The sequence below is a fragment of the Erwinia sp. SLM-02 genome (assembly GCF_037450285.1).
GTDB lineage: Bacteria > Pseudomonadota > Gammaproteobacteria > Enterobacterales > Enterobacteriaceae > Erwinia.
Map to the genome: position 1 here is coordinate 511927 of NZ_JAQISN010000001.1, position 25471 is coordinate 537397.

22 protein-coding genes and 1 riboswitch are annotated in these 25471 nt (G+C 57.7%); of the genes, 13 read left to right on the plus strand and 9 right to left on the minus strand.

Translation table 11 applies throughout. The features are described 5' to 3' along the window. Positions 1–52: 52 nt before the first annotated feature. Complete coding sequence (locus tag PGH32_RS02560) at positions 53–769, minus strand: ABC transporter ATP-binding protein (protein WP_337893100.1); 717 nt, start codon at positions 767–769, stop codon at positions 53–55. An 837-nt stretch (positions 770–1606) separates the two neighbouring features. On the opposite strand from PGH32_RS02560, the gene uvrB reads away from it, so the two are divergent. Further along, positions 1607–3631: an excinuclease ABC subunit UvrB gene (gene uvrB, locus PGH32_RS02565; RefSeq protein ID WP_314427355.1), complete on the plus strand. Its 2025-nt coding sequence runs from the start codon at positions 1607–1609 to the stop codon at positions 3629–3631. 37 nt (positions 3632–3668) lie between these two features. Here uvrB and yvcK read toward each other — a convergent pair whose 3' ends face one another. Then, positions 3669–4577 (minus strand): uridine diphosphate-N-acetylglucosamine-binding protein YvcK, encoded by a 909-nt coding sequence (yvcK, locus tag PGH32_RS02570; RefSeq protein ID WP_337893101.1) that lies wholly within the window; start codon positions 4575–4577, stop codon positions 3669–3671. A gap of 164 nt (positions 4578–4741) precedes the next feature. Further along, positions 4742–4877, plus strand: a riboswitch (molybdenum cofactor riboswitch). Here yvcK and moaA point away from each other — a divergent pair. The 7 genes from moaA (at position 4868) to PGH32_RS02605 (ending at position 9579) form a co-directional block, all read left to right on the plus strand. After that, positions 4868–5854 (plus strand): GTP 3',8-cyclase MoaA, encoded by a 987-nt coding sequence (moaA, locus tag PGH32_RS02575; RefSeq protein WP_314427361.1) that lies wholly within the window; start codon positions 4868–4870, stop codon positions 5852–5854. It overlaps the preceding riboswitch by 10 nt. A 15-nt stretch (positions 5855–5869) precedes the next feature. Then, complete coding sequence (moaB, locus tag PGH32_RS02580; protein WP_314427363.1) at positions 5870–6385, plus strand: molybdenum cofactor biosynthesis protein B; 516 nt, start codon at positions 5870–5872, stop codon at positions 6383–6385. 1 nt (position 6386) lies between these two features. Continuing rightward, the gene (gene moaC, locus PGH32_RS02585) at positions 6387–6872 is read left to right on the plus strand and encodes a cyclic pyranopterin monophosphate synthase MoaC (protein ID WP_337893102.1); all 486 of its coding nucleotides are present in this window, start codon (positions 6387–6389) and stop codon (positions 6870–6872) included. Continuing rightward, positions 6865–7110: a molybdopterin synthase sulfur carrier subunit gene (gene moaD, locus PGH32_RS02590; protein ID WP_314427370.1), complete on the plus strand. Its 246-nt coding sequence runs from the start codon at positions 6865–6867 to the stop codon at positions 7108–7110. The genes moaC and moaD overlap by 8 nt, the downstream gene beginning before the upstream one ends. Before the next feature lies 1 nt (position 7111). Next, positions 7112–7576, plus strand: a complete 465-nt coding sequence (gene moaE / locus PGH32_RS02595) for a molybdopterin synthase catalytic subunit MoaE (RefSeq protein WP_314427373.1) — start codon at positions 7112–7114, stop codon at positions 7574–7576. Positions 7577–7654: 78 nt separating this feature from the next. Beyond that, the gene (locus tag PGH32_RS02600) at positions 7655–8746 is read left to right on the plus strand and encodes a DUF1615 domain-containing protein (protein WP_314427375.1); all 1092 of its coding nucleotides are present in this window, start codon (positions 7655–7657) and stop codon (positions 8744–8746) included. A 122-nt stretch (positions 8747–8868) separates the two neighbouring features. Further along, positions 8869–9579: a Bax inhibitor-1/YccA family protein gene (locus PGH32_RS02605; protein ID WP_314427377.1), complete on the plus strand. Its 711-nt coding sequence runs from the start codon at positions 8869–8871 to the stop codon at positions 9577–9579. A gap of 40 nt (positions 9580–9619) precedes the next feature. Here PGH32_RS02605 and PGH32_RS02610 read toward each other — a convergent pair whose 3' ends face one another. Genes PGH32_RS02610 through PGH32_RS02620 form a run of 3 tightly spaced genes read right to left on the minus strand, consistent with a single transcriptional unit; the run spans position 9620 to position 12575 of the window. Continuing rightward, positions 9620–10573, minus strand: coding sequence for a lysylphosphatidylglycerol synthase domain-containing protein (locus tag PGH32_RS02610; protein ID WP_314427379.1), 954 nt, complete (start codon positions 10571–10573; stop codon positions 9620–9622). Then, the gene (clsB, locus tag PGH32_RS02615; protein WP_314427381.1) at positions 10573–11817 is read right to left on the minus strand and encodes a cardiolipin synthase ClsB; all 1245 of its coding nucleotides are present in this window, start codon (positions 11815–11817) and stop codon (positions 10573–10575) included. Before clsB ends, PGH32_RS02610 begins: the two co-directional genes overlap by 1 nt. Next, complete coding sequence (locus PGH32_RS02620; RefSeq protein WP_314427384.1) at positions 11814–12575, minus strand: endonuclease/exonuclease/phosphatase family protein; 762 nt, start codon at positions 12573–12575, stop codon at positions 11814–11816. The genes clsB and PGH32_RS02620 overlap by 4 nt, the downstream gene beginning before the upstream one ends. 182 nt (positions 12576–12757) lie before the next feature. Between PGH32_RS02620 and PGH32_RS02625 the strand changes: the two genes are divergently transcribed. The 3 genes from PGH32_RS02625 to dusC all read left to right on the plus strand — a co-directional run bounded on the left by PGH32_RS02625 (position 12758) and on the right by dusC (position 15852). Next, on the plus strand, positions 12758–13147 hold the full coding sequence (locus PGH32_RS02625) for a YbhQ family protein (RefSeq protein ID WP_105591138.1): 390 nt from the start codon (positions 12758–12760) through the stop codon (positions 13145–13147). A gap of 257 nt (positions 13148–13404) precedes the next feature. Further along, complete coding sequence (rhlE, locus tag PGH32_RS02630) at positions 13405–14862, plus strand: ATP-dependent RNA helicase RhlE (RefSeq protein ID WP_337893103.1); 1458 nt, start codon at positions 13405–13407, stop codon at positions 14860–14862. A gap of 51 nt (positions 14863–14913) precedes the next feature. After that, positions 14914–15852 carry a tRNA dihydrouridine(16) synthase DusC gene (gene dusC / locus PGH32_RS02635; RefSeq protein WP_337893104.1) on the plus strand — a complete coding sequence of 313 codons (939 nt, stop codon included), beginning with the start codon at positions 14914–14916 and terminating at the stop codon, positions 15850–15852. 128 nt (positions 15853–15980) lie between these two features. Here the strand turns inward: dusC and PGH32_RS02640 are convergent, their stop codons facing one another. Then, the gene (locus tag PGH32_RS02640; RefSeq protein ID WP_337893105.1) at positions 15981–16727 is read right to left on the minus strand and encodes an SDR family NAD(P)-dependent oxidoreductase; all 747 of its coding nucleotides are present in this window, start codon (positions 16725–16727) and stop codon (positions 15981–15983) included. 178 nt (positions 16728–16905) lie between these two features. Between PGH32_RS02640 and PGH32_RS02645 the strand changes: the two genes are divergently transcribed. Continuing rightward, a complete protein-coding gene (locus PGH32_RS02645; RefSeq protein WP_314427397.1) occupies positions 16906–18108 on the plus strand; it encodes an MFS transporter in 1203 nt (400 codons plus the stop codon). Here the strand turns inward: PGH32_RS02645 and ppk2 are convergent. Further along, a complete protein-coding gene (ppk2, locus tag PGH32_RS02650) occupies positions 18102–19019 on the minus strand; it encodes a polyphosphate kinase 2 (RefSeq protein WP_314427400.1) in 918 nt (305 codons plus the stop codon). The two genes, PGH32_RS02645 and ppk2, sit on opposite strands and share 7 nt — an antisense overlap. A gap of 197 nt (positions 19020–19216) precedes the next feature. On the opposite strand from ppk2, the gene PGH32_RS02655 reads away from it, so the two are divergent. Next, on the plus strand, positions 19217–20248 hold the full coding sequence (locus tag PGH32_RS02655; protein WP_314427403.1) for a transporter: 1032 nt from the start codon (positions 19217–19219) through the stop codon (positions 20246–20248). A gap of 410 nt (positions 20249–20658) precedes the next feature. On the opposite strand, the gene PGH32_RS02660 is transcribed toward PGH32_RS02655, so the two are convergent. Continuing rightward, positions 20659–21849 carry a L,D-transpeptidase family protein gene (locus PGH32_RS02660; protein WP_337893106.1) on the minus strand — a complete coding sequence of 397 codons (1191 nt, stop codon included), beginning with the start codon at positions 21847–21849 and terminating at the stop codon, positions 20659–20661. 452 nt (positions 21850–22301) lie between these two features. After that, positions 22302–25469: a glycosyltransferase gene (locus tag PGH32_RS02665; RefSeq protein WP_337893107.1), complete on the minus strand. Its 3168-nt coding sequence runs from the start codon at positions 25467–25469 to the stop codon at positions 22302–22304. Between the last annotated feature and the right edge of the window lie 2 nt (positions 25470–25471).

Consider the following 25471-nt stretch of genomic DNA (forward strand, 5'->3'; position numbering starts at 1 on the left):
CGACGCGAAGGCGCGAGAATAGCGCTGAGTAGCTGACGTCGCGCCGCTCAAATCAGGCCGTCAGCCAGGTATTGACCACGCCTTCATCCAGCAGCGCCATCTTACCGTGGGCGACGTTACGCCCGCGGTGCAGCAGCAGGAAGTAATCGGCCACCCGGCGGATAAACGACAGGCGCTGTTCCAGCAGAAGTATCGTCATGCCGAAATCATGGTTCAGCCGGTGGATCAGATTCCCCATTTCCTCTTCCAGCCATGGCGACATGCCTTCGGTGGGATCGTCGAGGATCAGCAGCTTCGGTTCCAGCACCAGCGCACGAGCCAGGGCCAGGTGCTGCTGCTGATCGAGGGGCAGTTCCCCGCTGCGCTGCTGCCGCAGTGAATAGAGCGCCGGAAACAGATCGTAGACCATGGTCGGGATCGCGCGGTGACGCTCCTGTCCGGCACCGGCCAGCAGGGCGATTTGCAGGTTCTCCTCCACACTGAGCTGGGAAAAAATCTGCCTGCCCTGCGGGACATAACCAATGCCCAGCGCGGCGCGGCGCTCCACCGGCTGCAGCAGCAAGTCCTGTGGTGGCAGATTGCCCTCCTGCCAGATCATAGAACCGCTGTTGATTGGCAAATGGCCCATAATGCAGTTAACCAGCGTGGTCTTTCCCATCCCCGGGCGACCAATAATGCCGGTGCAGGTACCGGGGGGAAGATCGAGGTCCACATCCCACAGAATATGGTTTTGCCCATAAAATTGATTGATTGAACGTAAACTCAGCATCTTGCATTCTCCTCCAGTCCGTATCCGATGACACCCGTGCCGCAGGCGATTTAGCTGGCGTCGTTATTAACAAGCAATTAACGGGCCATCTCTTGCGGATGACGAAAAAGGGAGATTAACGTCACGTTAACCGACCTATTTGTCAGAAACGTTAAACAATTTCTCGCGGTAACCAGCAGGCTGCACTTTGATAGTGCTCCCGGCTAATCATTCGTGGTGCAGCTGCTGCCTGAAATAGCATGGGCGGTAATAAGGCGGGCCGCTCTCATTGCTCAAAATTCCTTCGTGCCGTGCCGTATTCCGCATTTTCTTATCTAAAAAGGGTCGGTGAGGGGGTAAAAAAAAAGCAAAAAAAAATATTTAGCCGCGGTAATGAGCGATGGGGACGATTTATACACATCAGACGCTCCAAGCGCTGTAATCAGTTATCCACTATTCCTGTGGATAACCTTGTGCATTAGATTGTGAAAACTTGCGTAAGGCGAGAGCGGGCGCGGCTTCGGCTCTGATTGCTGAGAAACTCGACTTATTGTATAAGCTCAAACAAATCAGCACGTTAACTAAAATCAAGCAGCGTGAAATTCCGGAGAAGAATGGACCTCGCTTTTGATTGACGGAGCTTGACAAATATTAATATGCCAAAAGCCTTGGGGATAACCCCGCAACAGTTTATGCGCAGTCGTTTGCGCGGCGTCCTGCAAAAGTGCGACTTTGCCCGTTGAATTAGCAGTATGCAAAATGACTGTTAATTTATCCAGTGTTTTTAGCTGGAAAATTCGTGATGGCAGAGTAGAATTAGAGTCCGGTTCGCGCATATATCCATCAGGTAGCCTGCAAATGAGCAAAGTCTTTAAACTCAACTCCGATTTTAAACCCTCTGGCGATCAGCCGGAGGCGATCCGCCGTCTGGAAGAGGGGCTGGAAGATGGGCTTGCGCATCAGACGCTGCTCGGCGTCACCGGCTCAGGGAAAACCTTTACCGTTGCCAATGTGATTGCCGATCTCAATCGCCCCACCATGGTGCTGGCACCGAATAAAACCCTGGCGGCGCAGCTGTATGGCGAAATGAAGGAGTTTTTCCCCGATAATGCGGTGGAGTACTTTGTCTCCTATTACGATTATTACCAGCCGGAAGCCTACGTCCCCAGCTCTGATACCTTTATCGAGAAAGACGCCTCGGTTAACGAGCACATCGAGCAGATGCGTCTTTCGGCAACCAAAGCGCTGCTGGAACGGCGTGATGTAATCGTTGTGGCCTCGGTTTCAGCCATTTATGGCCTGGGCGATCCCGATCTCTATCTGAAAATGATGCTGCATCTGACGCGCGGCATGGTCATTGACCAGCGTGCGATCCTCCGGCGGCTGGCCGAACTGCAGTACGCCCGTAATGACCAGGCCTTCCAGCGCGGTACGTTCCGCGTGCGCGGTGAGGTGATTGATATTTTCCCGGCGGAGTCCGACGACTATGCGCTGCGCGTTGAACTGTTTGACGAAGAGGTGGAAAGGCTGTCGATTTTCGACCCGCTGACCGGGCAGATTACCTCGGTGATCCCGCGCTATACCATCTACCCGAAAACCCACTACGTCACGCCGCGCGAGCGCATCCTGCAGGCGATGGAAGAGATCAAAGTGGAACTGGCCGATCGCCGGCAGGTGCTGCTGGCCAACAATAAGCTGCTGGAAGAGCAGCGCATCAGCCAGCGCACCCAGTTCGACCTCGAAATGATGAACGAGCTGGGCTACTGCTCCGGGATTGAAAACTACTCGCGCTATCTTTCCGGGCGCGGCCCGGGCGAAGCGCCGCCGACGCTGTTTGACTATCTGCCCGCCGATGGCCTGCTGGTGATTGATGAGTCACACGTCACCATTCCGCAGATAGGTGGTATGTATCGCGGGGACCGGGCGCGAAAAGAGACGCTGGTAGAATACGGCTTCCGGCTGCCCTCGGCGCTGGATAACCGCCCGATGAAGTTTGAGGAGTTCGAAGCGCTGGCCCCGCAAACAATTTATGTTTCTGCCACCCCGGGCAATTACGAGCTGGAAAAATCCGGCGGTGATGTGATCGACCAGGTGGTCCGCCCGACCGGTCTGCTCGATCCCATCGTGGAAGTGCGCCCGGTTGGCACGCAGGTTGACGATCTGCTGTCGGAAATTCGTCAGCGGGTGGCCATCAACGAAAGGGTGCTGGTGACGGTGCTGACGAAACGGATGGCGGAAGATCTCACCGAATATCTGGAAGAGCACGGTGAGCGTGTGCGCTATCTGCACTCGGATATCGACACCGTTGAGCGCGTCGAAATCATTCGCGACCTGCGCCTCGGTAAGTTTGACGTGCTGGTGGGGATCAACCTGCTGCGAGAGGGGCTGGATATGCCGGAGGTGTCTCTGGTGGCGATTCTGGATGCCGATAAAGAGGGCTTCCTGCGCTCCGAGCGCTCACTGATCCAGACTATCGGTCGTGCGGCGCGTAATCTCAACGGTAAAGCGATTCTTTACGGCGATAAAATCACCCCGTCGATGGAGCGCGCCATCGGTGAAACCGAGCGCCGCCGCGAGAAACAGGATGCCTTTAACAAAGAAAACGGCATCGTGCCGCAGGCGCTGAACAAGAAAATTGCCGACATACTGGAACTGGGGCAGGGGCTGGCGAAAAACAAAGCCAAACCGCGCAGCATGAAGGGCCGCAGTATTGTGGAAGAGGATCCGGGCTACGTCGATCTGTCGCCGCAGGGGCTGCAGAAACGCATCCACGAGCTGGAGGCGCTGATGCAGCAGCACGCGCAGAACCTGGAGTTTGAGGAAGCGGCCGAGGTGCGCGATAAGCTGCATCAGGTGCGGGAACTGTTTATCGCCGCTTCTTAAATCACGACGCGCTGATGCCGGGCGGTTTTGCGCCTGGCTAGTTCATCGCCTGAATGGCGTGTTCCAGCGCGTTGCGCAGCAGCTGGCGGTCGTGTCGATAGCGAATATCGTTGGCCTCCAGCGGTTCCTGTACGATCACCCGGTCGCCGAGCTGCCGGGTATCGCTGACCGGTCCCACCACCAGCGCATCAATAACCCGTTTGCCAATCGCCTTCTCCATGATGGCCAGCTTATCGGCAACGGTCAGCTTCGCCGCCGCCGGGCTGAGCTCTTTACCCAGGTTGCCGATAAACACCATGGTTGCAGGGCTGCGCCGCAGCGCCTGCGCCAGTTCCGGCACCAGCAGCACCGGCATCAGGCTGGTGTAAAAGCTCCCCGGGCCGATCAGGATCAGATCGGCTTCGGCAATGGCTTCCACGGCTTCACGGGTGGCACCCACCACCGGGGACAGCAACAGTTCCTCTGGCTGATGCAGCATCTGATCGATCTCCGTTTCGCCATACACCAGATGCCCCTCTTTATCGACGGCGACAAGATCGACCGGCTGCTCGGACATCGGGATCAAAAACGCGTCAACCTTGAGTAAATTGCGAATAAGGTTGATGGCCTCCAGCGGACGCACGCTGAGATGATCGAGGGATTTCAGCATCAGATTACCGAGGTTGTGCCCCGACAGCTCGCCGTTACCGGCAAAGCGGTACTCAAACATGGCGGAAGCCACGCTCGGCTCAGTGATCAGCTGATTGAGGCAGTTACGCATATCGCCCCAGGCAATGCCGCCCTCCGATTGCCGGATGCGCCCGGTAGAGCCTCCGTTATCGGTGGTAGTGACAATGCCGGTCAGGCGAGAACCCAGAGGAGAAAGAGCGGACATCACACGGCCCAGACCGTGCCCGCCACCCAGAGCCACCACGCGATCGAGGTCGGCTAACGTGCGATTACGCATAGATTTTTTTCATCACGATACAGGAATAATTATGTTTAGCATTTTACGCTAACCGGCGGCGAAAATGCGGAAAAATCGTTATATATCATAATATATACCGAAACTTTGTACTGGAATACATCCTGCTTTAGCGTTAAAATTTTAACCAACTTGGTTTACCGATGTGCGGTAAATCACACTTAGCCCTGATGCCTAAGTCCCTGTCGGATACGGTGTCCTGGCCGCAACCTCGAGTTGCCAGGGTGCAGAAAGAAATGCCTGCATCTCCCGACATTGGAAAGGTGTAGCTGGTGTTAAATTTCACGGATAATTACGCGCGTAGCTTTTACTACCTGCGTTTGTCGATCACCGACGTATGCAATTTTCGTTGCTCATACTGTCTCCCCGACGGCTACCGGCCGCAGGGCGCGAACAATAAAAGCTTCCTTTCGCTGGATGAAATCCGCCGCGTCACCCGGGCGTTTGCCGCTGCCGGCACGGAAAAAGTGCGCCTGACCGGCGGTGAGCCTTCAATGCGCCGCGACTTCACCGATATTATAGCTGCCGTTCGCGAAAACAAAGGCATCCGTCAGCTGGCGGTGACCACCAACGGCTATCGCCTGCAGCGCGACGTTGCCCAATGGCGTGACGCCGGGCTGACCGGTATTAACGTCAGCGTTGACAGCCTCGATCCCCGCCAGTTTCATGCCATCACCGGTCAGGATAAATTTGAAGAGGTGATGCGCGGTATCGACGCCGCGTTTGATGCCGGTTTCAGCAAGGTGAAGGTGAACAGCGTGCTGATGCGCGACGTCAACTACCGTCAGCTTGATGCCTTCCTCACCTGGATCCGCACGCGCCCCATACAGCTGCGCTTCATCGAACTGATGGAAACCGGTGAGGGGGGCGATCTGTTTCGTCAGCAGCACGTCTCCGGCGAATCCATCCGGCAGTATCTGCTCGAACACGGCTGGAGCCTGCAGGCGCGCGCGCGCAGCGACGGTCCGGCGCAGGTGTTTCATCACCCCGACTATCTGGGTGAAATCGGCCTGATCATGCCCTATGAAAAGGATTTCTGTGCCAGCTGCAACCGGCTTCGCGTCTCGGCGGTGGGGAACCTGCATCTGTGTCTGTTTGGTGACGGCGGCGTATCGCTGCGCGATCTGCTGGCGAGTGACGATCAGCAGGACGCCCTGCAGGCGCGTATTGCCAGCAGTCTCAGCCATAAAAAGCAGACGCATTTCCTGCACCAGGGCAACACCGGCATTACACAAAACCTCTCGTTCATCGGCGGTTAATCTAAGGATTTGATTATGGGTAAAGGTACAGCGGAGTTCATCGCGCTTAACGTGGCGATTCTTACCGTGTCGGACAAACACACGTTAGCCAGCGACACCTCGGGTGACTGGCTGAAAGAGGCGGTAAGTGAAGCCGGGCACCAGGTGCTCGATCGCGCCATCGTGCCGGATAACCGCTATCGCATTCGTGCAGTGGTATCCAGCTGGATCGCCAGCGCGGATATGCAGGTGGTGCTGATTAACGGCGGCACCGGCTTCAACAGCAAAAACAGCACCCCGGAAGCGCTGCTGCCGCTGTTTGACCGCGAAATTGAAGGCTTTGGCGAGCTGTTTCGCATGGTCTCATTTGAGGATATCGGCACCTCAACGCTGCAGTCACGGGCGGTGGGCGGTATCGCCAACCAGACCCTGATCCTCGCCGTGCCGGGCTCCACCTCCGCCTGCCAGCTGGCCTGGGAGCGCATCGTTTCGGATCAGCTCGATGCCAGAACGCGCCCGTGTAATTTCGTTTCCCACGTAAAGAAGCCTTGATATGTCCCAGTTAACTCACATTAATGCCGCCGGTGAGGCGCACATGGTGGATGTTTCCACCAAGCAGGAAACCGTGCGCGAAGCTCGCGCTGAAGTCTTCGTGGTGATGCGCCCGGAAACGCTGCAGATGATTATCGACGGCAGCCATCATAAGGGCGACGTGTTCGCCACCGCGCGCATCGCCGGTATTCAGGCGGCAAAACGCACCTGGGAGCTGATCCCACTGTGCCATCCTCTGATGCTGAGCAAGGTAGAGGTTACGCTTGAAGCGCAGCCGGATCGTCACCGGGTGCGCATTGAAACCCTTTGCCGTCTGACCGGCAAAACCGGGGTTGAAATGGAAGCGCTGACCGCCGCCTCGGTGGCCGCGCTGACCATTTATGACATGTGTAAAGCGGTGCAGAAAGATATCAGCATCGAACAGTGCCGTCTGCTCAGTAAAAGCGGCGGTAAATCCGGTGATTTTCAGGCGGTGACCCATGCTTAATATTCTTTTCTTTGCTCAGGTGCGCGAACTGATCGGTACCGATCGTATTGAGCTTCCTGCGGAGTACGCGGATGTAGAATCCCTGCGCGCGGCGCTGGCCGAACGCAGCGATCGCTGGGCGCTGGCGCTGGAATCCGGCAAGCTGCTGGCGGCGGTCAACCAGACGCTGGTTTCACACCAGCACCCGCTGAGCGCCGGTGACGAAGTGGCCTTCTTCCCGCCGGTAACCGGAGGCTGAGATGGAAACGCGGATCCGGGTGAGCGCCGACCCTTTTAATATGGCTGAGGAATACGCCTGGCTTTCCGCCTGCGACAGCGACGGTGCCGTGGTGACCTTTACCGGTAAAGTACGTAATCACAATCTGGGTGATAACGTCAGCGCGCTGTCCCTGGAACATTATCCGGGCATGACTGAAAAAGCGCTGGCGGATATTGTGGCCGAGGCGCGTCAGCGCTGGCCGATGCAGCGGGTGACGGTGATCCACCGCATCGGTGACCTGTTCCCCGGTGATGAGATTGTGCTGGTCGGCGTCAGCGGCGCGCATCGCGGTGCCGCCTTTGACGGCGCGGAGTTTATTATGGACTACCTCAAAACCCGCGCGCCGTTCTGGAAGCGTGAAGCCACCGCCGGGGGCGATCGCTGGGTAGAATCCCGTGAAAGCGATAAGCAGGCCGCCGGGCGCTGGCAGCAAAAGGCGGAGTAAAACTGCTTTATCTGATGGATCTGCGGTGCATCAACCGCTAGTCTGAGCGCATAAATCGGGTTAATCGTAAGGATATCCATGCTTTATCGCGCTCTGAGTCGCCTCTCTTTACTGGCTCTGCTGATCCTGGCAGGCTGTAGCAGCCCGACCTCTAAACAAGCCGATGCGCCGCGTCCCGCCGACGTGAAAACGCAAATCGTCCGCCTGCTTCCTGCCGGTGTCAGCGACCGCCAGGGCTGGGCCGGGGATATCTTCGTGGCGCTTAACGGCCTGGATATTCCGCCGACGGCCGGCAACATCTGCTCGGTGATCGCCGTGGCGGGGCAGGAGTCTAACTTCAACGCCGACGCGCCCGTGGCCGGGCTGCCGAAAATCGCCTGGGCTGAAATTGACCGCCGTGCGGGCCAGCTGCATATCCCGTCATTCCTGGTGCGCACCGCGCTGATGATCGATTCCCCGAACGGTAAAAGCTATGCCGACCGTCTCGATCGCGTTAAAAGCGAGAAAGAACTGAGCGCAATATTTGATGATTTTATCAACATGGTGCCGATGGGGCAGAAGCTGTTCGGCAACCTGAATCCGATCCACACCGGCGGGCCAATGCAGGTGAGCATCGCTTTCGCTGAAGCGCACGCCCGCGGCTATCCCTATACGCCGGACGGATCTATCCGCCGCGAGGTGTTCACCCGACGTGGGGGAGTGTGGTTTGGCACCCAGCACCTGCTGGGCTATCCGGCCGACTATCCGGCCCCGCTTTACCGCTTTGCCGACTATAACGCGGGCTGGTATGCCAGCCGAAACGCCGCTTTCCAGGCGGCTGTTTCTCGCCTGAGCGGTATTAAGCTGGCGCTGGACGGCGATCTGATTAACTACGGTTCGGACAGTGCAGGCGCAACGGAAAAAGCGCTACGTACGCTGGGTAAACGGCTGGACTACAGCGACCGGGCGATCCGCCGCGCGCTGGAAAAAGGCGATGATGCGGATTTCGGCAAAAGCGATTTGTGGCAGGCGGTTTTCGCGCTGGCGGATAAAGACGCCGGGAAAAAGCTGCCGCGCGCCGTGCTGCCGGGCATCAAGCTGGAAAGCCCGAAAATTACCCGCAATCTGACCACGGCCTGGTTCGCCCAGCGGGTGAACAGCCGCTATCAGAGCTGCCTGGCGCGTCAGTAGCAGGTTCAACCCTTGCTCAACGGGGTAACTTTGTCAGACGGGCAGCTGGCACAGAGGGGAGAGTGTGTGCCAGACTGAGAACAGATTAACGGTTTTCTTCATTTACTCTTGAGAGGAGCATCATGGACAGATATCCACGTTCCAGTGATTCGATTGTTCAACGTGCCAGCACCGGCCTGTCGACCTATATGGCGCAGGTTTACGGCTGGATGACCTGCGGCCTGCTGCTGACGGCATTTATTTCCTGGTATGCGGCGAATACGCCGGCGGTGATGCAGCTGGTCTTCGCCAACCGTATTACCTTCTTCGGCCTGATTATCGTGCAGCTGGGTCTGGTGATGGTGCTGTCGATGATGGTACATAAGCTGAGCGGGGCGGTTGCCACCGGCATCTTTATGCTTTATTCGGCGCTAACCGGCCTGACCATGGCCAGTATCTTCCTCGTTTACACCTATTCGTCGATTGCCAGCACCTTCGTGGTCACGGCGGGCATGTTTGGTGCCATGAGCCTGTGGGGTTACACCACCAAACGCGACCTCAGCGGCATGGGCAGCATGCTGTTTATGGCGCTGATTGGGATTGTTCTTGCGTCGCTGGTTAACCTGTGGCTGAAGAGCACCGCACTGATGTGGGCAGTCACCTATATCGGCGTAGTGGTGTTTGTCGGGCTGACCGCTTACGACACCCAGAAGCTGAAAAATATCGGGGAAAGCATCAACGTGGAAGATAAAGAGAATCTGCGTCGTTACTCGATTATGGGCGCGCTGACGCTGTATCTCGATTTTATTAACCTGTTCCTGATGCTGCTGCGGATCTTTGGTAACCGTCGCTGATCCGGATGGCGTGGCGGTCCGGTTTCCCGGACCGCCAGCGTTACGCCGCCAGGTTCTTTTCCCGCAGTGATTTCGCCCGGCTCTCAAGCCACAGATAGAGCACCAGCGCCAGCAGTAGCGGGGCGATGAAGTAGAGCAGACGATAGGCCAGCAGCGCGGCAATAATGGCGCCGTGGCCGACCGGTTCGCCGCGCAGCAGCGCCAGGAATACCGCCTCAAGCACGCCAATCCCCGCAGGAATATGAATAATCACCCCGGCAATGCTGCTGATCAGCAGCACGCCCAGCACCTGCGGGAAATCCACCTTCTGCATCAGCAGCAGCCAGATAATCGCCCCCATCACCAGCCAGTTAGCGCTGGAAACCGTAAACTGCACCAGTGCCATACGCAGCGACGGCAGCGCCAGCCTGTGGCCTTTAATGCTCCAGCGGCGGCGGCGCGAAAACGCGCACAGCGCCAGATACACCACGACAAACAGCAGGAGTCCGATGCCGATGGTGCGTAAGGTTCCCGCTCCGATAAACCAGCCGGCGGGGATTTTCACCCACCCGGCGCTGAACACGATCCCGGAAACCAGCACGTAACCCAGCCAGTTGGTGGCGATGCTGAGGGTGAAAATTCGGGTGATGGTGCTGCTGCTCAACCCCAGCCGGGAGTAGAGGCGATAGCGCATCGCCACCCCGCCAACCCAGGTACTCAGCGTCAGGTTAAAGGCGTAGCAGATAAAGGACACCAGCATTACCTGACGCTTTGCCAGCTTGTGGCCACAGCTGGCGCGGCCTATCAGGTCGTACACGCCATAGGTCAGATAGCTGACGACCACCAGCGCCACGGAGGCCAGGACGGCGGTACGGTTGTAGTTGACGATGGTGTCCCACACTTCGCCCCAGTTAACCTTGCGTGCATAAATCGTCAGCAGGACGATAACGGCGATAAAAAACAGCCAGGTCAGCCCCTTTTTTATCGGTTTCCATAAGCGATGGGATGTCGACATCAGAATTTGGCTCCTTCATTTTCAGTTCCCATGCGGTCCTGAGTTTCCATTTCAGGCTGAACCGGAGCCGGAACCTCGGTCAGTTTAGGCGTATGGGCCGGAAGCCAGCCGGCAATGGCGGGAAAATGTCGCAGGAAGTGGAACACGATGATGCTTTTACTCAGCTGCCACCAGCTGCGCGGCGGCAGTTCGCTCTCCTGCACGCGTCGGCAGTCCTCACGCAGCAGCCGTTCCAGGTTGTCGCGCACCTGCTGATTGAAGTTGCGATCGTGGATCATCAGGTTGGCTTCCAGATTCAGCGACAGGCTCAGCGGATCGAGATTACTGGATCCCACGGTGGCCCACTGCTGATCCTTTACGGCGATTTTGGCATGCAGCGGACGGCGGCAGTATTCGTAAACCTCCACGCCGCCTTCCACCAGATAGTTGTACAGCAGCTCCGCGCCCACTTTTACGATCGGCATATCCGGCTCTCCCTGCACGATCAGCCTCACCCGCACCCCGCGTCGGGCCGCGCTGCGCATCTCGCGCAGCAGCCGATAGCCGGGGAAAAAGTAGGCGTTGGCGATAATCACATCCTGTTTGGCACTGCGCAGCATCTCCAGATAATGCCGTTCAATATCATCACGATGTTCGTCATTATCGCGCCAGACCAGCAGCGCCTGGGCATCGCCGGGCGTACTGTTCTTCGCCGGGCGATGACGGCGGGCGCCCCACCAGCGGTGGGCGGAGCGCGTGCTGCCGATTTCCTGCTGCACGTAGGCAGCAATATCGGCGACGATCGGCCCTTTTACCTCGACGGCATAGTCCTGCTTGGCCTGCGGGCCGTAGCTGGTGTTATGCTCCGCCGAGTAGTTAATGCCGCCGACAAAGGCAATTTCACCGTCGGCCACCACGATCTTACGGTGCAGTCGGCGGAACACGTTGGTGCGCATCCCCAGCACCAGCGGTCGCGGATCGTAATAGACGAAGCGGACCCCCTCTGCGGTCAGGCTGTTAACGAATTCATCGGGCAGGTCTGGCGAGCCATAACCGTCCACCATCATTTCGATATGCACCCCGCGCTTAGCCGCCGCCAGCAGTTCGGCATGCAGCGCCTGGCCCACGTCGTCGTCAAACAAAATAAACGTTTCTAGCAGCAGGCTGTGCTGTGCGCGTTGGATCGCGCCGAAAACGCGGGGGAAAAATTCCTCGCCGTTCTCCAGCAGCCTGATGCGGTTTCCTTCACGCCAGGTTGGATTCATAGATGGATTTCCACCGCCAGCGGCGCGTGATCGGAAAGATGTGACCACGGGCGCAGCGGAATAGTTTGAGGATGGCTGATACCGGCGTTACGCACGTAGATGCGGTCCAGCCGTAACAGCGGAAAGCGTGCAGGGAAAGTTCGCGCCGGTCGCCCGTATCGCTGACTGAACACCTCTTCCAGACCGGCCTGACGTTTCAGGATGTCGTTGGCGCGCTGCCGCCAGTCGTTGAAATCCCCGGCGATCACCACCGGTTCATCGGGCGGCAGTTCATTGACCAGCCGGCAAATCATCGAAAGCTGGTCGCGGCGGTCGGCTTCACGCAGGCCTAGATGCACGCACATGACGTGCAGCGTACCCGCCTTTCCGGGCAGGGCTATCCGGCAGTGCAGGATCCCGCGTTTTTCGGTACCTGCAATGGAAATGTCGCGGTTCTCAAATTGGGTAATCGGCAGACGTGACAGCACGGCATTGCCGTGATCGCCCTCCGGATAGACAGCGTTACGGCCATAGGCGAAATCCTGCCAGATCGAATCCGCGAGAAATTCGTAATGCGGCACGCCGGGCCAGTTTTCCACCTTCAGCGCATGCAAACGGTGATTACCCATCACCTCCTGTAAGAGAACAATATCGGCCCCGGTAGCACGTACTGCATCACGCAGTTCTGGCAGAATAAAACGTCGGTTAAAGGTGGTAAAACCCATATGTGTATTAATCGTCAGGATTTTAAATGAAAATCCTTGCGCATTTTGTGACATAATTACCGCGCTCTCCCTTTCAACTTGTGAAGAGTAAAGTGTAGTCCTTGTCACAAAAGAGTGCTTGATTGCGCTTTTTTTTGCGGATTTGTCCGAAAGTTGAGTTAGTCTGGAGAACTGCGTTACTGGCCTGTGTCAGTAACACGCTTGGGCGGCCAGTCATGGACCGCCGGGAGAAACAAATGAAATGGTCTAACCGTATTCAGATTGTCACTGGGCAAAACTGTTTACACATCGCGCTACACCTGCTGCTGATTGCCGCACTGGTGTGGGGATGGAAGCACCATGCGCTGCTGCAGGTCAGCCTGCTGCTGCTGGCGATGTATGCCAGCGTGTTTGCCGCCATGCTGTTAACGCAGCGCGTGCCGGGTTTACGGCGCATTGGCGATTTCCTTGAAGATGTCACAACCACTTACTATTTCGGTGCAGCGATGTTAGTGCTGCTGGTGCTGTCGCGGGTTATTCACAATAACCTGCTGCTCGGTGCCGTAGGGGTTGTTATGCTGGCCGGTCCGGCGGTCGTTTCGCTACTGGCGAAAGAGCCGGCGCGCTCGCGCCACCGCCAGCGTTAATCCCAGACGGGCCACTCAGGTGGCCCGTTATTTTATCCGGAATTGCCTCTGTTTTCCCTCTGCCACCCCCGCCATTATTTTTCGGATTTCAGTACCAAGAATAACTCCCTGTAGAGCGTGGGGATCTGCTATAATCTGCCGCTTACGCACCGTGGTTTGTGCTCTCATTCAAGCGTCAGGACAATCCTGGCGTCATATTCTCCCCCTGGAAACTACACCGCTTTGCGGTCAGGGCGGATCCGGAGTCAGTCAACTTTATGTCATTTGATTCTCTCGGCCTTAATGCCGATATTCTTCGCGCTGTTGCTGAACAGGGCTACAACGAGCCAACGCCGATTCAGCGTCAGGCAATCCCGGTCGTGCTTTCCGGCCGTGACCTGATGGCCAGCGCCCAAACCGGTACCGGTAAAACCGCCGGTTTCACCCTGCCGCTGCTGCAGCTGCTGAGCAGTGAAAACCCGCACGCCAAGGGCCGTCGCCCAATCCGTGCTCTGATTTTAACTCCAACCCGCGAGCTGGCAGCGCAGGTCGGTGAAAACGTTGCTGAATACAGCAAATACCTGAACATCCGCTCGCTGGTGGTATTTGGCGGCGTGAGCATTAATCCGCAGATGATGAAGCTGCGCGGTGGCGTTGACGTGCTGGTCGCCACGCCGGGACGTCTGCTGGATCTGGAACATCAGAACGCGCTCGACCTGTCCAAGGTTGAAATTCTGGTGCTGGATGAAGCTGACCGTATGCTGGACATGGGCTTTATCCACGATATCCGTCGCGTACTGGCCAAGCTGCCGGCTAAACGCCAGAACCTGCTGTTCTCCGCTACCTTCTCTGACGAGATTAAGACCCTGGCGGAAAAACTGCTGCACAACCCGGAACAGGTGGAAGTGGCTCGCCGCAACACCGCATCCGAACAGGTTACCCAGCACGTTCATTTCGTTGATAAAAAGCGCAAGCGGGAACTGCTGTCGCAGCTGATTGGCAGCGGCAACTGGCAGCAGGTGCTGGTCTTTACCCGCACCAAGCACGGCGCTAACCACCTGGCCGAGCAGCTGAATAAAGATGGCATCACCGCTGCGGCGATCCACGGTAACAAAAGCCAGGGCGCGCGTACCCGTGCGCTGAGCGATTTTAAAGACGGTAAAATCCGCGTGCTGGTCGCTACGGATATTGCCGCGCGCGGTATCGACATCGAAGAGCTGCCGCACGTGGTGAACTACGAGCTGCCAAACGTGCCGGAAGACTACGTACACCGTATTGGTCGTACCGGTCGTGCGGCGGCGGTGGGTGAAGCGCTGTCGCTGGTCTGCGTGGATGAGCACAAACTGCTGCGTGACATTGAGCGCGTGCTGAAACGTGAAATCCCACGTATGGCGGTTGAGGGCTATGAGCCGGATCCAACGATCAAGGCTGAGCCGATCGTTAACGGTCGCCAGCAGCGCGGTGGCGCAGGCGGCGGCGGTGGTCGCGGTCGCGGTGGTGCACCGGGCCAGCGTAGCGGCGGCGGCGGCGGACGCAGCGCCGGTGGTAACCGTAGCGGCAACGGCAACGGTAACAGCAGCGGCAACACCGGTGGCGAGCAGCGTCGTCAGGGTAATGGCGGCGGCGCGGCTAACGGTTCAGGTGCAGCACGCGGTGCGCGCCCGGAAGGCAGCAACGGTGCGCCACGCGTTAACCGTACCCGTCAGCGTCGTGCTAACCCGGGTAATAACGGCTAATTTATTCGGGGGAACCGCCCGGTTCCCCCTTTTACAACCCACAGGTTTACCATGCGCGTGCTACTTGCCCCGATGGAAGGCGTTCTCGATTCGCTGGTGCGTGAACTGCTGACCGACGTCAACGATTACGATCTCTGTATTACCGAATTTTTGCGGGTAGTGGATGCACTGCTGCCGGTGAAGTGTTTTTCTCGCCTCTGCCCTGAACTGGACCACGCCAGCCGGACGCCTTCCGGTACGCGGGTGCGTATTCAGCTGCTGGGCCAGTACCCGCAATGGCTGGCGGAAAACGCCGCACGAGCGGTGGAGCTGGGTTCCTGGGGCGTGGATCTGAACTGTGGCTGTCCGTCAAAGACGGTCAACGGCAGCGGCGGTGGGGCGACGTTGTTAAAAGATCCGGAACTGATTTACCAGGGCGCGAAGGCGATGCGTGCCGCCGTGCCTGCACATCTGCCGGTAACGGTGAAAATTCGCCTCGGCTGGGATTCCGGCGACCGCCAGTTTGAAATCGCCGATGCGGTGCAGCAGGCCGGTGCCACCGAGCTTGCCGTCCACGGCCGAACCAAAGAAGACGGTTACAAAGCCGAGCGCATTAACTGGGCGGCAATTGGTGAAATTCGCCAACGTTTAACGATCCCGGTGATCGCCAACGGCGAAATCTGGGACTGGCAAAGTGCGCAGGACTGTATGGCGGCGACCGGGTGTGATGCGGTGATGATCGGGCGCGGTGCGCTGAACGTTCCCAACCTCAGCCGGGTGATTAAGTACAATGAGCCTCGCATGCCGTGGAACGATGTCGTGGCGCTGCTGAAGAAATACGTGCTGCTGGAAAAGCAGGGCGATACCGGCCTGTACCACGTGGCGCGCATCAAGCAGTGGCTGGGCTATCTGCGTAAGGAATACGAGGAAGCCAGCGGGCTGTTCGCTGAGATTCGCGCGCTGAGCACCTCAAAAGACATCGCGAAAGCCATCGGCAATATTCGCGTCTGAATCAGGTCGAACAGCGGTAATCGTCTGACTTCACTGCGCCAGAAATCACGCTATTTTATCCCGTTAACATGCGCGAGGCGTTTGTTGTTTCACTGCCTGGCCCCGCGCAGGTTATCGCTTAACGCGGCTTACTGGGCAACGTAACCGCCATCCACCAGCAGGGCGGCACCGTTAACAAATGAAGCATCATCGCTGGCAAGGAACGCCACCGCGCTGGCAACCTCCTCCGGGCGGCCCAGCCGACCAGCCGGATGCAGCTTCACCAGCGCCGCTTTTGCCGCGGCACTCTGCGTATCGAGTAACGGGGTATCAATGTAGCCCGGGCAAACGGCATTCACGCGTATTCCCTGTGCGGCATAGTCTATTGCCAGCGTCTGCGTCAGCAGTTTTACGCCACCTTTCGCCGCAGAATAGGCGGTCACGCCATGTTTTCCTACCCAGCTGTGTATTGAGCCACAGTTAACAATAACGCCCGGCTGCTGGTGCGTGAGCCAGTATTCAATCGCGGCTTTATCCAGCAGGAAAACGCCGGTCAGATTGATATCAATCGTTCTCTGCCAGCTATCCACAGAAAGTTTATCCGCGGGGGCATCATCGGCAATCCCCGCGTTGGCAAAAACAATATCCAGCCGGCCAAACCTGGCCACCGCCTGCGCGATCAGCTGCTGATTTTGCTGTGCGTCGGTGACATTGATTTTAAAGAACAGGCTTTGATGGCCTTCGCCGTTAAGGCGCTTTTCCAGCTGTTTTCCCGCCGTCTCGTTCAGGTCGGCAATCACCACGGCGGCACCTTCCGACGCCAGCCGCTGTACGGTCGCTGCGCCAATGCCGCTGGCACCGCCGGTAACAATCGCCACTTTTCCTTTAAATCGCATAGTCAATCTCCTGTAAATATCCTCCCTCAGCCTAGGCGTGAACGGCCGTGAGCGTTTGACATTCGCTGCTGGCAACAAAAAACAGCATTCAGACATAACTTACGGTGAATCTTCACGGGATCTGTTAGCAAGCTAAGGGTATGATATAGCGACTATTACAATCTGTTTTGGCCCAGCTATGTCTGCAATTCCGGCATTAACGAATGCCCAGCTTAATAAACGTATTATCTCCGTCGTGGTTTTTACCTTTTTCTGTTACCTCTCCATTGGCCTGCCGCTGGCGGTGCTGCCCGGCTATGTGCATAACCAGCTGGGCTACAGCTCGTTTATTGCCGGATTAATTATCAGCCTGCAGTACTTCGCCACGCTGATCAGTCGCCCACAGGCCGGTCGCTATGCCGACCTGCTGGGGCCGAAAAAAGTGGTACTGGCCGGGCTGGTGCTGTGCGGTGCCAGCGGCGTGCTCACTATCCTGGCCGTGGTATGGGATGCATCTCCTGTGCTCAGCCTGATAATGCTGGCCGCAGGGCGAGTGGTGTTGGGCTTTGGTGAGAGCCTGACGGCAACCGGCTCGATCCTGTGGGGAATTAACGTGGTGGGCACGGTGCAGAGCGCCCGGGTGATCTCCTGGAACGGCGTGGCGACCTATCTGGCGATGGCGATGGGGGCGCCGCTCGGGGTGATGCTGAACTCGCTGTTTGGTATTCCGGGCTTTGCCGGGCTGATCGTCGTAATGGCCGTTCTTGGATTCTGGATGGCTACACGACGACCGGCGGTGAAAGTACAGGTCGGCGAGCGTACGCCGTTCAGCCAGGTGTTCGGCAAAATATGGGTCTACGGCCTGTGTCTGGGGCTGGGCACGGTCGGCTTCGGCACGATCGCCACCTTTATCACGCTCTATTTCAGCCATCACGGCTGGAGCGGGGCGGCCTTCTCGCTGACCCTGTTCAGCTGCGGATTTATTCTGATGCGTCTGCTGTTTAACAACAGCATCAGTCGCTACGGTGCCATCCGCGTTTCGCTGGTGTCATTTGCCATTGAGTGCATTGGGCTGCTGGTTATCTGGCAGGCCGGCAGCGTGTGGATGGTGGATCTGGGGGCGTTTCTCACCGGCTCCGGCTTCTCACTGATTTTTCCCGCGCTGGGCGTGGAGGCGATTCGGCGGGTGCAGCCGCAAAACCAGGGGTCGGCGCTCGGCCTGTATTCCGCGTTCCTCGACTGCGGGCTGGGGATCACCGGGCCGCTGGCGGGGCTGCTGATTGGTCACTGGGGAATTGATGTTATCTATCTGGTGGCGGCGGGCGTGGTGCTGATTGCGCTGGCGATGATGGTGAACATGCTGATGCGGGGGGAATATCGTTCCCCCCGTCAGAGTCAGTAAATTTCCGGTACGATCATCTCTTCCGGCACCGGGTTACGGCGATACTCATCGTGACGTTCCCGGTGCGGCAGGGTGATGGTTTTCTGCTCTGTGTCTTCATATGGGATCTGGCGCAGCAGGTGGCTGATACAGTTCAGGCGCGCCTTCTTTTTATCCACTCCCTGTACGATCCACCAGGGCGCTTCATCAATGTTGGTGCGCTCCAGCATCTCTTCTTTCGCTTCGGTATACTCTTCCCAGCGACGGCGGCTTTCCAGATCCATCGGGCTGAGCTTCCACTGCTTTAACGGGTCGTGGATGCGGCTGAGGAAGCGCAGCTCCTGCTCTTCATCGGTAATCGAGAACCAGTATTTGACGATCTGAATCCCACTGCGCGTCAGCATTTTTTCAAATTCCGGCACGCTGCGGAAAAACTCTTCCACTTCCTGTTCGTTACAGAAACCCATCACGCGCTCAACGCCCGCGCGGTTATACCAGCTGCGGTCAAACAGCACCATTTCGCCCGCTGCCGGAAGGTGAGCGATGTAGCGCTGAAAATACCACTGGGTACGCTCACGATCGTTGGGAGCGGGCAGGGCGGCAACGCGACAGGTGCGCGGGTTAAGACGCTGAGTGATGCGCTTAATCACGCCGCCTTTCCCGGCGGCATCGCGCCCCTCAAAGATAATCACCAGGCGGTGGCCGGTGCGGGTGACCCAGTCCTGGAGTTTGACCAGTTCACCCTGCAGGCGCAGCAGTTCGCTGAAATAGTGTTTACGCCACGCTTTTTCACCCGGCTCAGGCTCGCGGCCGTCACCAAAACGCAGATCGTCGAGTTCCATCTCCAGCTCTTCGTCGTAGCTGTCGTAGAACTCCTGCAGCAGGCGCTGGTTAATATTCTCAATGGAGAAATCATTGCCTTGCATCGCCATTCTCGCTTACCCCCGGTAAGGTTAAAAAGTAGTCATTGTGCTGTTAAACAGAATTACTCTCCGGTAATACGCAGGTTGTGTGACAAATAAATGACGAAGCCGGCGAATTAATCACCGCCTGGACGTGATGGTAACAAAACTGTCATCTGCATAGGTCAGGATAGGGCATTGCGGCCCTGATTCAGCCTGGTAAAACTATGACCCAACGCCTGCCGCTGGTGCGGCAAAAACCCGACTTTAGTGACGATGTCTCCGGCCTGATTTACGGCTATCAGTTTTTTAACGGCCGCGAGCCTCAAAGCCTGACCGTGCAGCAGTCCTGCGAGGCATGGAACAACCAGAGCAGCGCGGAAGAGAGCTTCCTCTGGCTGCACGTAAATCTTAACCACGCGGCCGCGGCCCGCTGGCTGCAGACGCATTTTTCCGTGGATGAAGAATTTTTTGACGAGATCCAGCACGGTTCGCACAGTACCCGCATTGAGCGGCAAAACGATGCGCTGATGGCGGTACTGAACGACGTCATTTTTGACGCGCGAGCGAGCGGTGAGGAGAGCGCCACGCTGTGGATCTGGTGCCGGGCCGGGCTGGTCGTCAGCGCCCGGTTCAAGCCGGTCAGGCTGGTAGAACGCCTGCAGCAAAAGCTCGTCGCCATGGACTTACGATCGCCAACCGAACTGCTGGCGCAGCTGCTGGCAGAGCAGGAAGACGTGCTCGGCCTAATCGTGCGGCAGTCAAACCAGTACGTCGATCAGATTGAAGAACGGCTGCTCGGCCAGCATATCAAAAGCAACCGTGCGGAACTGGGCAGGCTGCGGCGCACGCTGTTGCGCTTTCAGCGCCTGCTGGCCCCGGAACCGGCGGCGCTGTTTCGCCTGATAAACCGGCCGCCGGGATGGCTTAATCCCAGCGTGGTGCAGGATCTGCGGCAGTTCACCGAAGAGTTTACCGTGGTGCTGAACGACCTGAATGGTCTGACGGAACGCATTCGCCTGCTGCAGGAGGAAGTGGCCGCGCAGCAGCTTGAGCAGAGTAACCGCACGCTGTTTACCCTGACGCTGATCACCGTACTGGCGCTGCCGATTAATCTGGTCGCCGGTTTCTTCGGCATGAACGTGGGGGGGATCCCGCTGTCGGCCAACCCACACGGCTTTTTGCTGCTGGTGATGCTGGTGATGGTCTTTACCTGTGCGGCGGCCTGGCTGGTCATGCGGCGGCGGGATCCACGATAAAAAAAAGGGAAAGGGTGGCATCCTTTCCCGGTGGAAATGCTGGCCGAGACGCATATGCCAGCGATGAGAACAAGATGAGTTCTCCAAAGCCTATTGTTGTCGAGGGCGTTAACGCATGAACGCTAACGCAGGATTAAGCTAATGCGATTAGGCTGGTCGATGCCAGTCATTCCGTGCGTTTTTCAGATTAAAAACCATTTAAATCAGCGGGTAAGATATTACCTACTTCATAGTAGCTAGTTAAATTGCGCGCGATCAAACAGAAGCCGGCGCTATTCTGGGGAGGTTTTAAATTCTTCGGCAGGCGGGTATTTGACAGATAAAAAAACTGCACCTTCATCAGCGGTGTTACCCGCTTTTCAGGTGCAGTCTTTTAAATCAGGAGGCCGGTGAACGGCCCCTGATGCGGATCAGGACTTCGGCGTGCTGTAGATGGGACCCGGCTGGCTCAGACCCTGAATGGTCTGTGCGCTGCTTTCAGCAGGCGCATCGGCCGCTACCGGAGCAGACTGCTCGGCTGCCGGCTGCTCAACCGGCTGCTGTGCAGCGGCGGCGGTCGCATCACCGGTCACGGAGTCCACCACGCTGGCGCCCTGCGGGGTCACTGGCGTCATCGGTTCTTCTTTAGGCAGCGCACCTTCCTGCTCCGGAACGGCGATCGGCGCGGTACCGTCAGCGACACCGTTCACCTTGACCGGCATGCCGGAACGCACTTTTAGCGCGTCTTCAAGACTGGTGGTATCGACGCTGGCGTCGCTCACCACTTTCGTCACGGCGGCAGTCAGGGTCAGTGGAACCGGCTCACGAGACTGGAACTGCTCTTCGGTCTGCGACAGCGGGTTGTGGATCTCGACATAGCGAGAACCGTCCGGCTCGACGGTGGCCTTAATGGGCTGATCGATAAACTGCACGCGCGTGCCGACCGGCACGTTGTCGAACAGCCATTTAATATCGTCAGCGCGCAGACGCACGCAGCCGTGGCTTACGCGCAGGCCGATACCAAAGTTAGCATTGGTGCCGTGAATGGCATATAGACGGCCGATATACAGGGCGTAAAGACCCATCGGGTTATCCGGGCCAGCCGGGAAAACGGCAGGCAGAGACTCACCGCGTGCGGCGTACTCTTCGTGCATTTTCTTGGTCGGAGTCCAGGTCGGGCCGTCTTTTTTACGCTGAACGGAAGTGGTCCAGTTAACCGGCGTATCTTTACCCAGCTCGCCGATACCGATAGGCAGGACGACCACGGTTTTGGTGCCTTTCGGGTAGTAGTACAGACGCATTTCCGCGCTGTTGATCACAATACCTTCGCGCGGGGCGTCGGGCAGGATCAGCTGCTGGGGAATGATCAGTTTGCTACCGGCTTTCGGCAGGTAAACGTCAACGCCCGGATTGGCTTCCATCAGGTTGCTCAGACCCATCTGGTACTGCGCAGCAAAGGCTTCAAGCGGAAGCTTGCTGTCTTCAGGAATAGTGATTTCCAGATTCTGTCCGGTCAGGCGGCTGTTAGCGGCCGGAAGCGGATAAACCACGGCTAAGGCTGAGTGGCTGAACGCCGCTGCGGCCAGAAACAGGGTGACAAATGCACGGATGCTTTTTTTCATATTATTTCAGGTGTAGCGCCATGTAGACTGTTGATAAACGACCCAATACTGGTCAACTGTGACCGGCTGCACATTATATGTTCATAATGGCTTAGGAAGAAACCAGGATTTATCCTTGTTGAACTATCTTTACGAAGAATTGTCTGCAACACCACCAAATCGCGGTGAATTTTCACCCGGCTCTCAGCTGTCACCCTCTTCAGCGATATTTTCCCTCAGTCTTTTCCGAAGAAAACCCAGTGTTACCGATCCAGGGTAGCAGGATGCCCCTAACGAGAAAGTCAACGAAGTGAAAAATCTGTTGCCGGTAAGCACAATAAAGAGTCTGACAGACCGTAGTCCGTCTTTTCATCGACGCCGGGCGGCGGGAGAGCGGGGGCGGAAAAGGCTTCCGCCCCGTGATGATGATTGCCGAAGCCGGTTACTGGCGTTACCGGCCCGGTAGAGGCTTATCACCCCGTGGTAACGCGTTCCTGGCTGGCAGGTTGCACCTGCTGTTCACGATCGGCCGCAAGCTGGCGCATATCATTCCACCACTGCTGCCATTTCTCTGCCACTACCGGCGTAAAGAAGCGCGCAGCGCTGCGTGCCGCCGCTCCGCGCATGGTGCGCAGTTTGCCCGGATGCTCCAGCAGATCGATCAGCGTATCCGCCAGCGCCTGCTCATTGCCGTCCTCGACCAGTACGCCGGCCTTGAAGTTGCCCAGCAGGTCGCGCGGGCCGTAATCAACGTTAAAGCTGACCAGCGGCGTACTGTAGGCCAGAGCTTCCAGGCCAAACAGCGAGAAGCCCTCCTGATCGGAGCACAGCACCGCGCAGCAGGCCTGGCGGTGGATCTCTTCGACATCGGCGGAGAAGCCGTTGATATGGATATTCTGCGTCAGTCCCTTGTCCTGAACCTGTTTGATCAGGCCGGCGCGCAGCGGGCCCACGCCCCAGGTATGCAATTGCGCATCCGGGACCGCCTCCAGCACTTTCTCAAAGACGCGAAGCAGCAGGCCGTGGCGCTTTTCCTCGGAATAGCGGGCCATATACACCACATTTTTACTGGCTTTCTTGGTGAGCTTTTTGGCCGCCTGCGGGTTATCGATGTGATTGGGGATGGTGCGCAGCCGCTGCGCGGGGAACCCGTCGTTGAGCAGCGCCTGCTGCTGCCCGTCGGTTAACACAATCAGCTGGTCGATACTTTTCTCACTGTCCAGTACGCGCGCATAGCCCGCCTTTAGCCTGCCATCGGCCAACAGGTGAGTGGAGTGGAACAGGGTGGTCAGCGTGCCGTTGCAGTGCAGGTGCGGCGCGTGGCGTATAAACTCGCTCCACGGGCGGTTTTTATCCACCAGGAAGTGCCATTCGGTACGCGGATCCAGGCACATAATGGCCATCGCGGCGACAAACGCCGCGTCGCTGCGCCAGCTGATCTTCTCGCCGTTCGGCTGTCCGACTTCAATACTGGACAGCACGCTGCTTTGCTGGCGCTGGGTATAGTGCTTGCGCAGCACGATGCGCTGGCGGCTGTCGACATAATCTTCAAAGCTCAGTTCGCCTTCGCGCCCCGGCAGCGCATACTGCAATACGCGCAGCGGGGCATCTTTCGCCCCCGTTGAGCGCAGCAGCACGCCCTGCGGGATCGCCGCCAGCGGAGCGAGTTTTTTACTGTCGCACAGCGGTGACAGCCACTGATAAATGCTCATGACCTGAGTTTCTGGTGGCAGCTTACCGCTTGCCCTGAACGCATCGGCGGTATCTTCCAGCGCCGGGTTAAATGACGAAATCAGAATGGTAGGGACCACGCCGAGATGCTCTTTAAACAGTCGCGCGCGGCGCATCGTGGCCACTTCAATACCGTTACCGACGTTGCGCAGGTTTTCACACAGGAACAGCACGCGCGGCTCACCGGATTTGCGAGGACCGCCGCGCGCGGCCTGTGCCTTCGCCGCTACCGAGGCCTTCACAGCGGCCGCCTGTTCATGAGCGGGCTGGCGCAGATAGTTATGATAGGCGACGTAGCCTGAAAGGTAATGTTCAACATCATCAATCCTCACTCGGAAGCTGTGGTGGCGAATAAAGAAGCTGCCAACGATGCGCTCGGGGTTTTTAAAGAACATCGCCAGCTCTGGCCAGAAGAAACCGTTCAGCAGATAGCGGGCGCGGAACTCCAGCGCCTCGTAAAATTTATTCAGATCGAAGTCGAACAGCAGATGGGCGTGACGTTCGTCGGCGGCCATCCTCACGATCATCTTCTGCGCCGCCATCATTAGCTCCAGCAGCGTCGGGAAGGTGGTGATGCGGGTCAGCACAAAATTAAGATAGTCGCGAACGTTATCCAGTCCGAACCTGAAATAGCGCTCTTCCGGGCGGTAAAGCGTCAGTTCGTTAACGCAGTAGCTCAACCAGTGGTCGTGCGCCTGCCAGTGCTTATTTTCAATAAAGTAGTCAAACGCGCGCTCGACGATTTCCAGCCAGCGCGGATTGCGCGTAATGCCGTACAGCCGCATCAGCGCAAAGGCCGCTTCGCCATCGTAATAAATGATGCGGTGTTCCGCCTTCACGGACAGGCTGGGGTAATTCAGCACGTGTACAAACGACTTCTTATTGGTCTGCATAAAGCCGATGCCGTTAGCCAGCCTCTCCATCTGGTCAACATAACGACGATCGCCGGTCAGTTCGGTGTATTTCGCCATTGCCAGGATACAGACGGCGTTGCCGCCCAGTTTGATTTCATTGCCGGTATCGACGAGGAAGTCGGCATCGCTGCCGTCCGGCAGTTTGCGCGTGTGGATCAGCTTGCCGGTGAGGTAGCGCAGTGAGCGCTCAACCGCTTCTATCTGCTGCGGCTGCTGGCTTTTCTCCCAGCCTTCCAGCAGGGCATAGGTGGAGCTGGCGTGGCGCAGGGCGTTGTAGGAGTCGATAGGGCGGTCAAAGCAGGGGAACCAGCCGTAGTAAAACTCACCGGAAGATTTCACCTGTTCGGCCAGGAAGCTGGTGGCGCTGTCAATCACCTGCGGAAGCGCCTCGCCGGGCCAGTTGTCGATGCGGCGATAGCCCGCGTTCAGCCCGCGATTTTCCAGCGGCCAGGCTCCGGTGCCGTCGGTAAACACGCCGCTGGTGGTAAAGCACCAGAGGGTTTCATCGTCACGCTGCGGCCACTGCAGCGGCTGGCCGAAACGCTGGCGGCCGTAGCTCGCCAGGTTAATCACGTTCGGGGTCGCCAGGTTTTTATTGCCTTCATATAACACGGCATTGGCGCACAGTTCCTGAGGCAGCATGGCGAGCGTGAACTGGCTGTCCAGCGACAGCCCACAGCCAAAGTAGTTACGTTTGGTCTTGCCGAATTCACGCTGTAAATCTTCCCAGGTTACCGCACGGACCTGATCTACCACGTCAACCCGCAGCCAGAGCGGCTTGCGGCTTTGTTTTTTATTCCATTTTTGCAGCGCTTCCGCACCTTCACTCCAGGCCTGTTCAAAACTGTTGCCGCTGGCGATATGGACATGTGCACGTTTATTACCGTGACAGAGACTGAAAAAGAGTACCCAGCCGGGGTGACCTTCCGGCAGTGCTGTTGTCGTCACACTTTCGGCAGAAACACGGGCTGCCTGCAAGAGTTTGCTTAATGACATCT

Bases quoted from the DNA above. Each gene is read 5' to 3' on its own strand.
- dusC (WP_337893104.1), top strand. From the start codon at position 14,914: ATGCGCGTGCTACTTGCCCCGATGGAAGGCGTTCTCGATTCGCTGGTG.
- PGH32_RS02665 (WP_337893107.1), bottom strand. From the start codon at position 25,469: ATGTCATTAAGCAAACTCTTGCAGGCAGCCCGTGTTTCTGCCGAAAGT.
- PGH32_RS02560 (WP_337893100.1), bottom strand. From the start codon at position 769: ATGCTGAGTTTACGTTCAATCAATCAATTTTATGGGCAAAACCATATT.
- PGH32_RS02605 (WP_314427377.1), top strand. From the start codon at position 8,869: ATGGACAGATATCCACGTTCCAGTGATTCGATTGTTCAACGTGCCAGC.
- rhlE (WP_337893103.1), top strand. From the start codon at position 13,405: ATGTCATTTGATTCTCTCGGCCTTAATGCCGATATTCTTCGCGCTGTT.
- moaD (WP_314427370.1), top strand. From the start codon at position 6,865: ATGCTTAATATTCTTTTCTTTGCTCAGGTGCGCGAACTGATCGGTACC.
- uvrB (WP_314427355.1), top strand. From the start codon at position 1,607: ATGAGCAAAGTCTTTAAACTCAACTCCGATTTTAAACCCTCTGGCGAT.
- ppk2 (WP_314427400.1), bottom strand. From the start codon at position 19,019: ATGGCGATGCAAGGCAATGATTTCTCCATTGAGAATATTAACCAGCGC.
- PGH32_RS02660 (WP_337893106.1), bottom strand. From the start codon at position 21,849: ATGAAAAAAAGCATCCGTGCATTTGTCACCCTGTTTCTGGCCGCAGCG.
- PGH32_RS02620 (WP_314427384.1), bottom strand. From the start codon at position 12,575: ATGTCACAAAATGCGCAAGGATTTTCATTTAAAATCCTGACGATTAAT.
- PGH32_RS02600 (WP_314427375.1), top strand. From the start codon at position 7,655: ATGCTTTATCGCGCTCTGAGTCGCCTCTCTTTACTGGCTCTGCTGATC.
- PGH32_RS02645 (WP_314427397.1), top strand. From the start codon at position 16,906: ATGTCTGCAATTCCGGCATTAACGAATGCCCAGCTTAATAAACGTATT.
- clsB (WP_314427381.1), bottom strand. From the start codon at position 11,817: ATGAATCCAACCTGGCGTGAAGGAAACCGCATCAGGCTGCTGGAGAAC.
- PGH32_RS02655 (WP_314427403.1), top strand. From the start codon at position 19,217: ATGACCCAACGCCTGCCGCTGGTGCGGCAAAAACCCGACTTTAGTGAC.
- moaB (WP_314427363.1), top strand. From the start codon at position 5,870: ATGGGTAAAGGTACAGCGGAGTTCATCGCGCTTAACGTGGCGATTCTT.
- PGH32_RS02640 (WP_337893105.1), bottom strand. From the start codon at position 16,727: ATGCGATTTAAAGGAAAAGTGGCGATTGTTACCGGCGGTGCCAGCGGC.
- moaC (WP_337893102.1), top strand. From the start codon at position 6,387: ATGTCCCAGTTAACTCACATTAATGCCGCCGGTGAGGCGCACATGGTG.
- PGH32_RS02610 (WP_314427379.1), bottom strand. From the start codon at position 10,573: ATGTCGACATCCCATCGCTTATGGAAACCGATAAAAAAGGGGCTGACC.
- yvcK (WP_337893101.1), bottom strand. From the start codon at position 4,577: ATGCGTAATCGCACGTTAGCCGACCTCGATCGCGTGGTGGCTCTGGGT.
- PGH32_RS02625 (WP_105591138.1), top strand. From the start codon at position 12,758: ATGAAATGGTCTAACCGTATTCAGATTGTCACTGGGCAAAACTGTTTA.
- moaE (WP_314427373.1), top strand. From the start codon at position 7,112: ATGGAAACGCGGATCCGGGTGAGCGCCGACCCTTTTAATATGGCTGAG.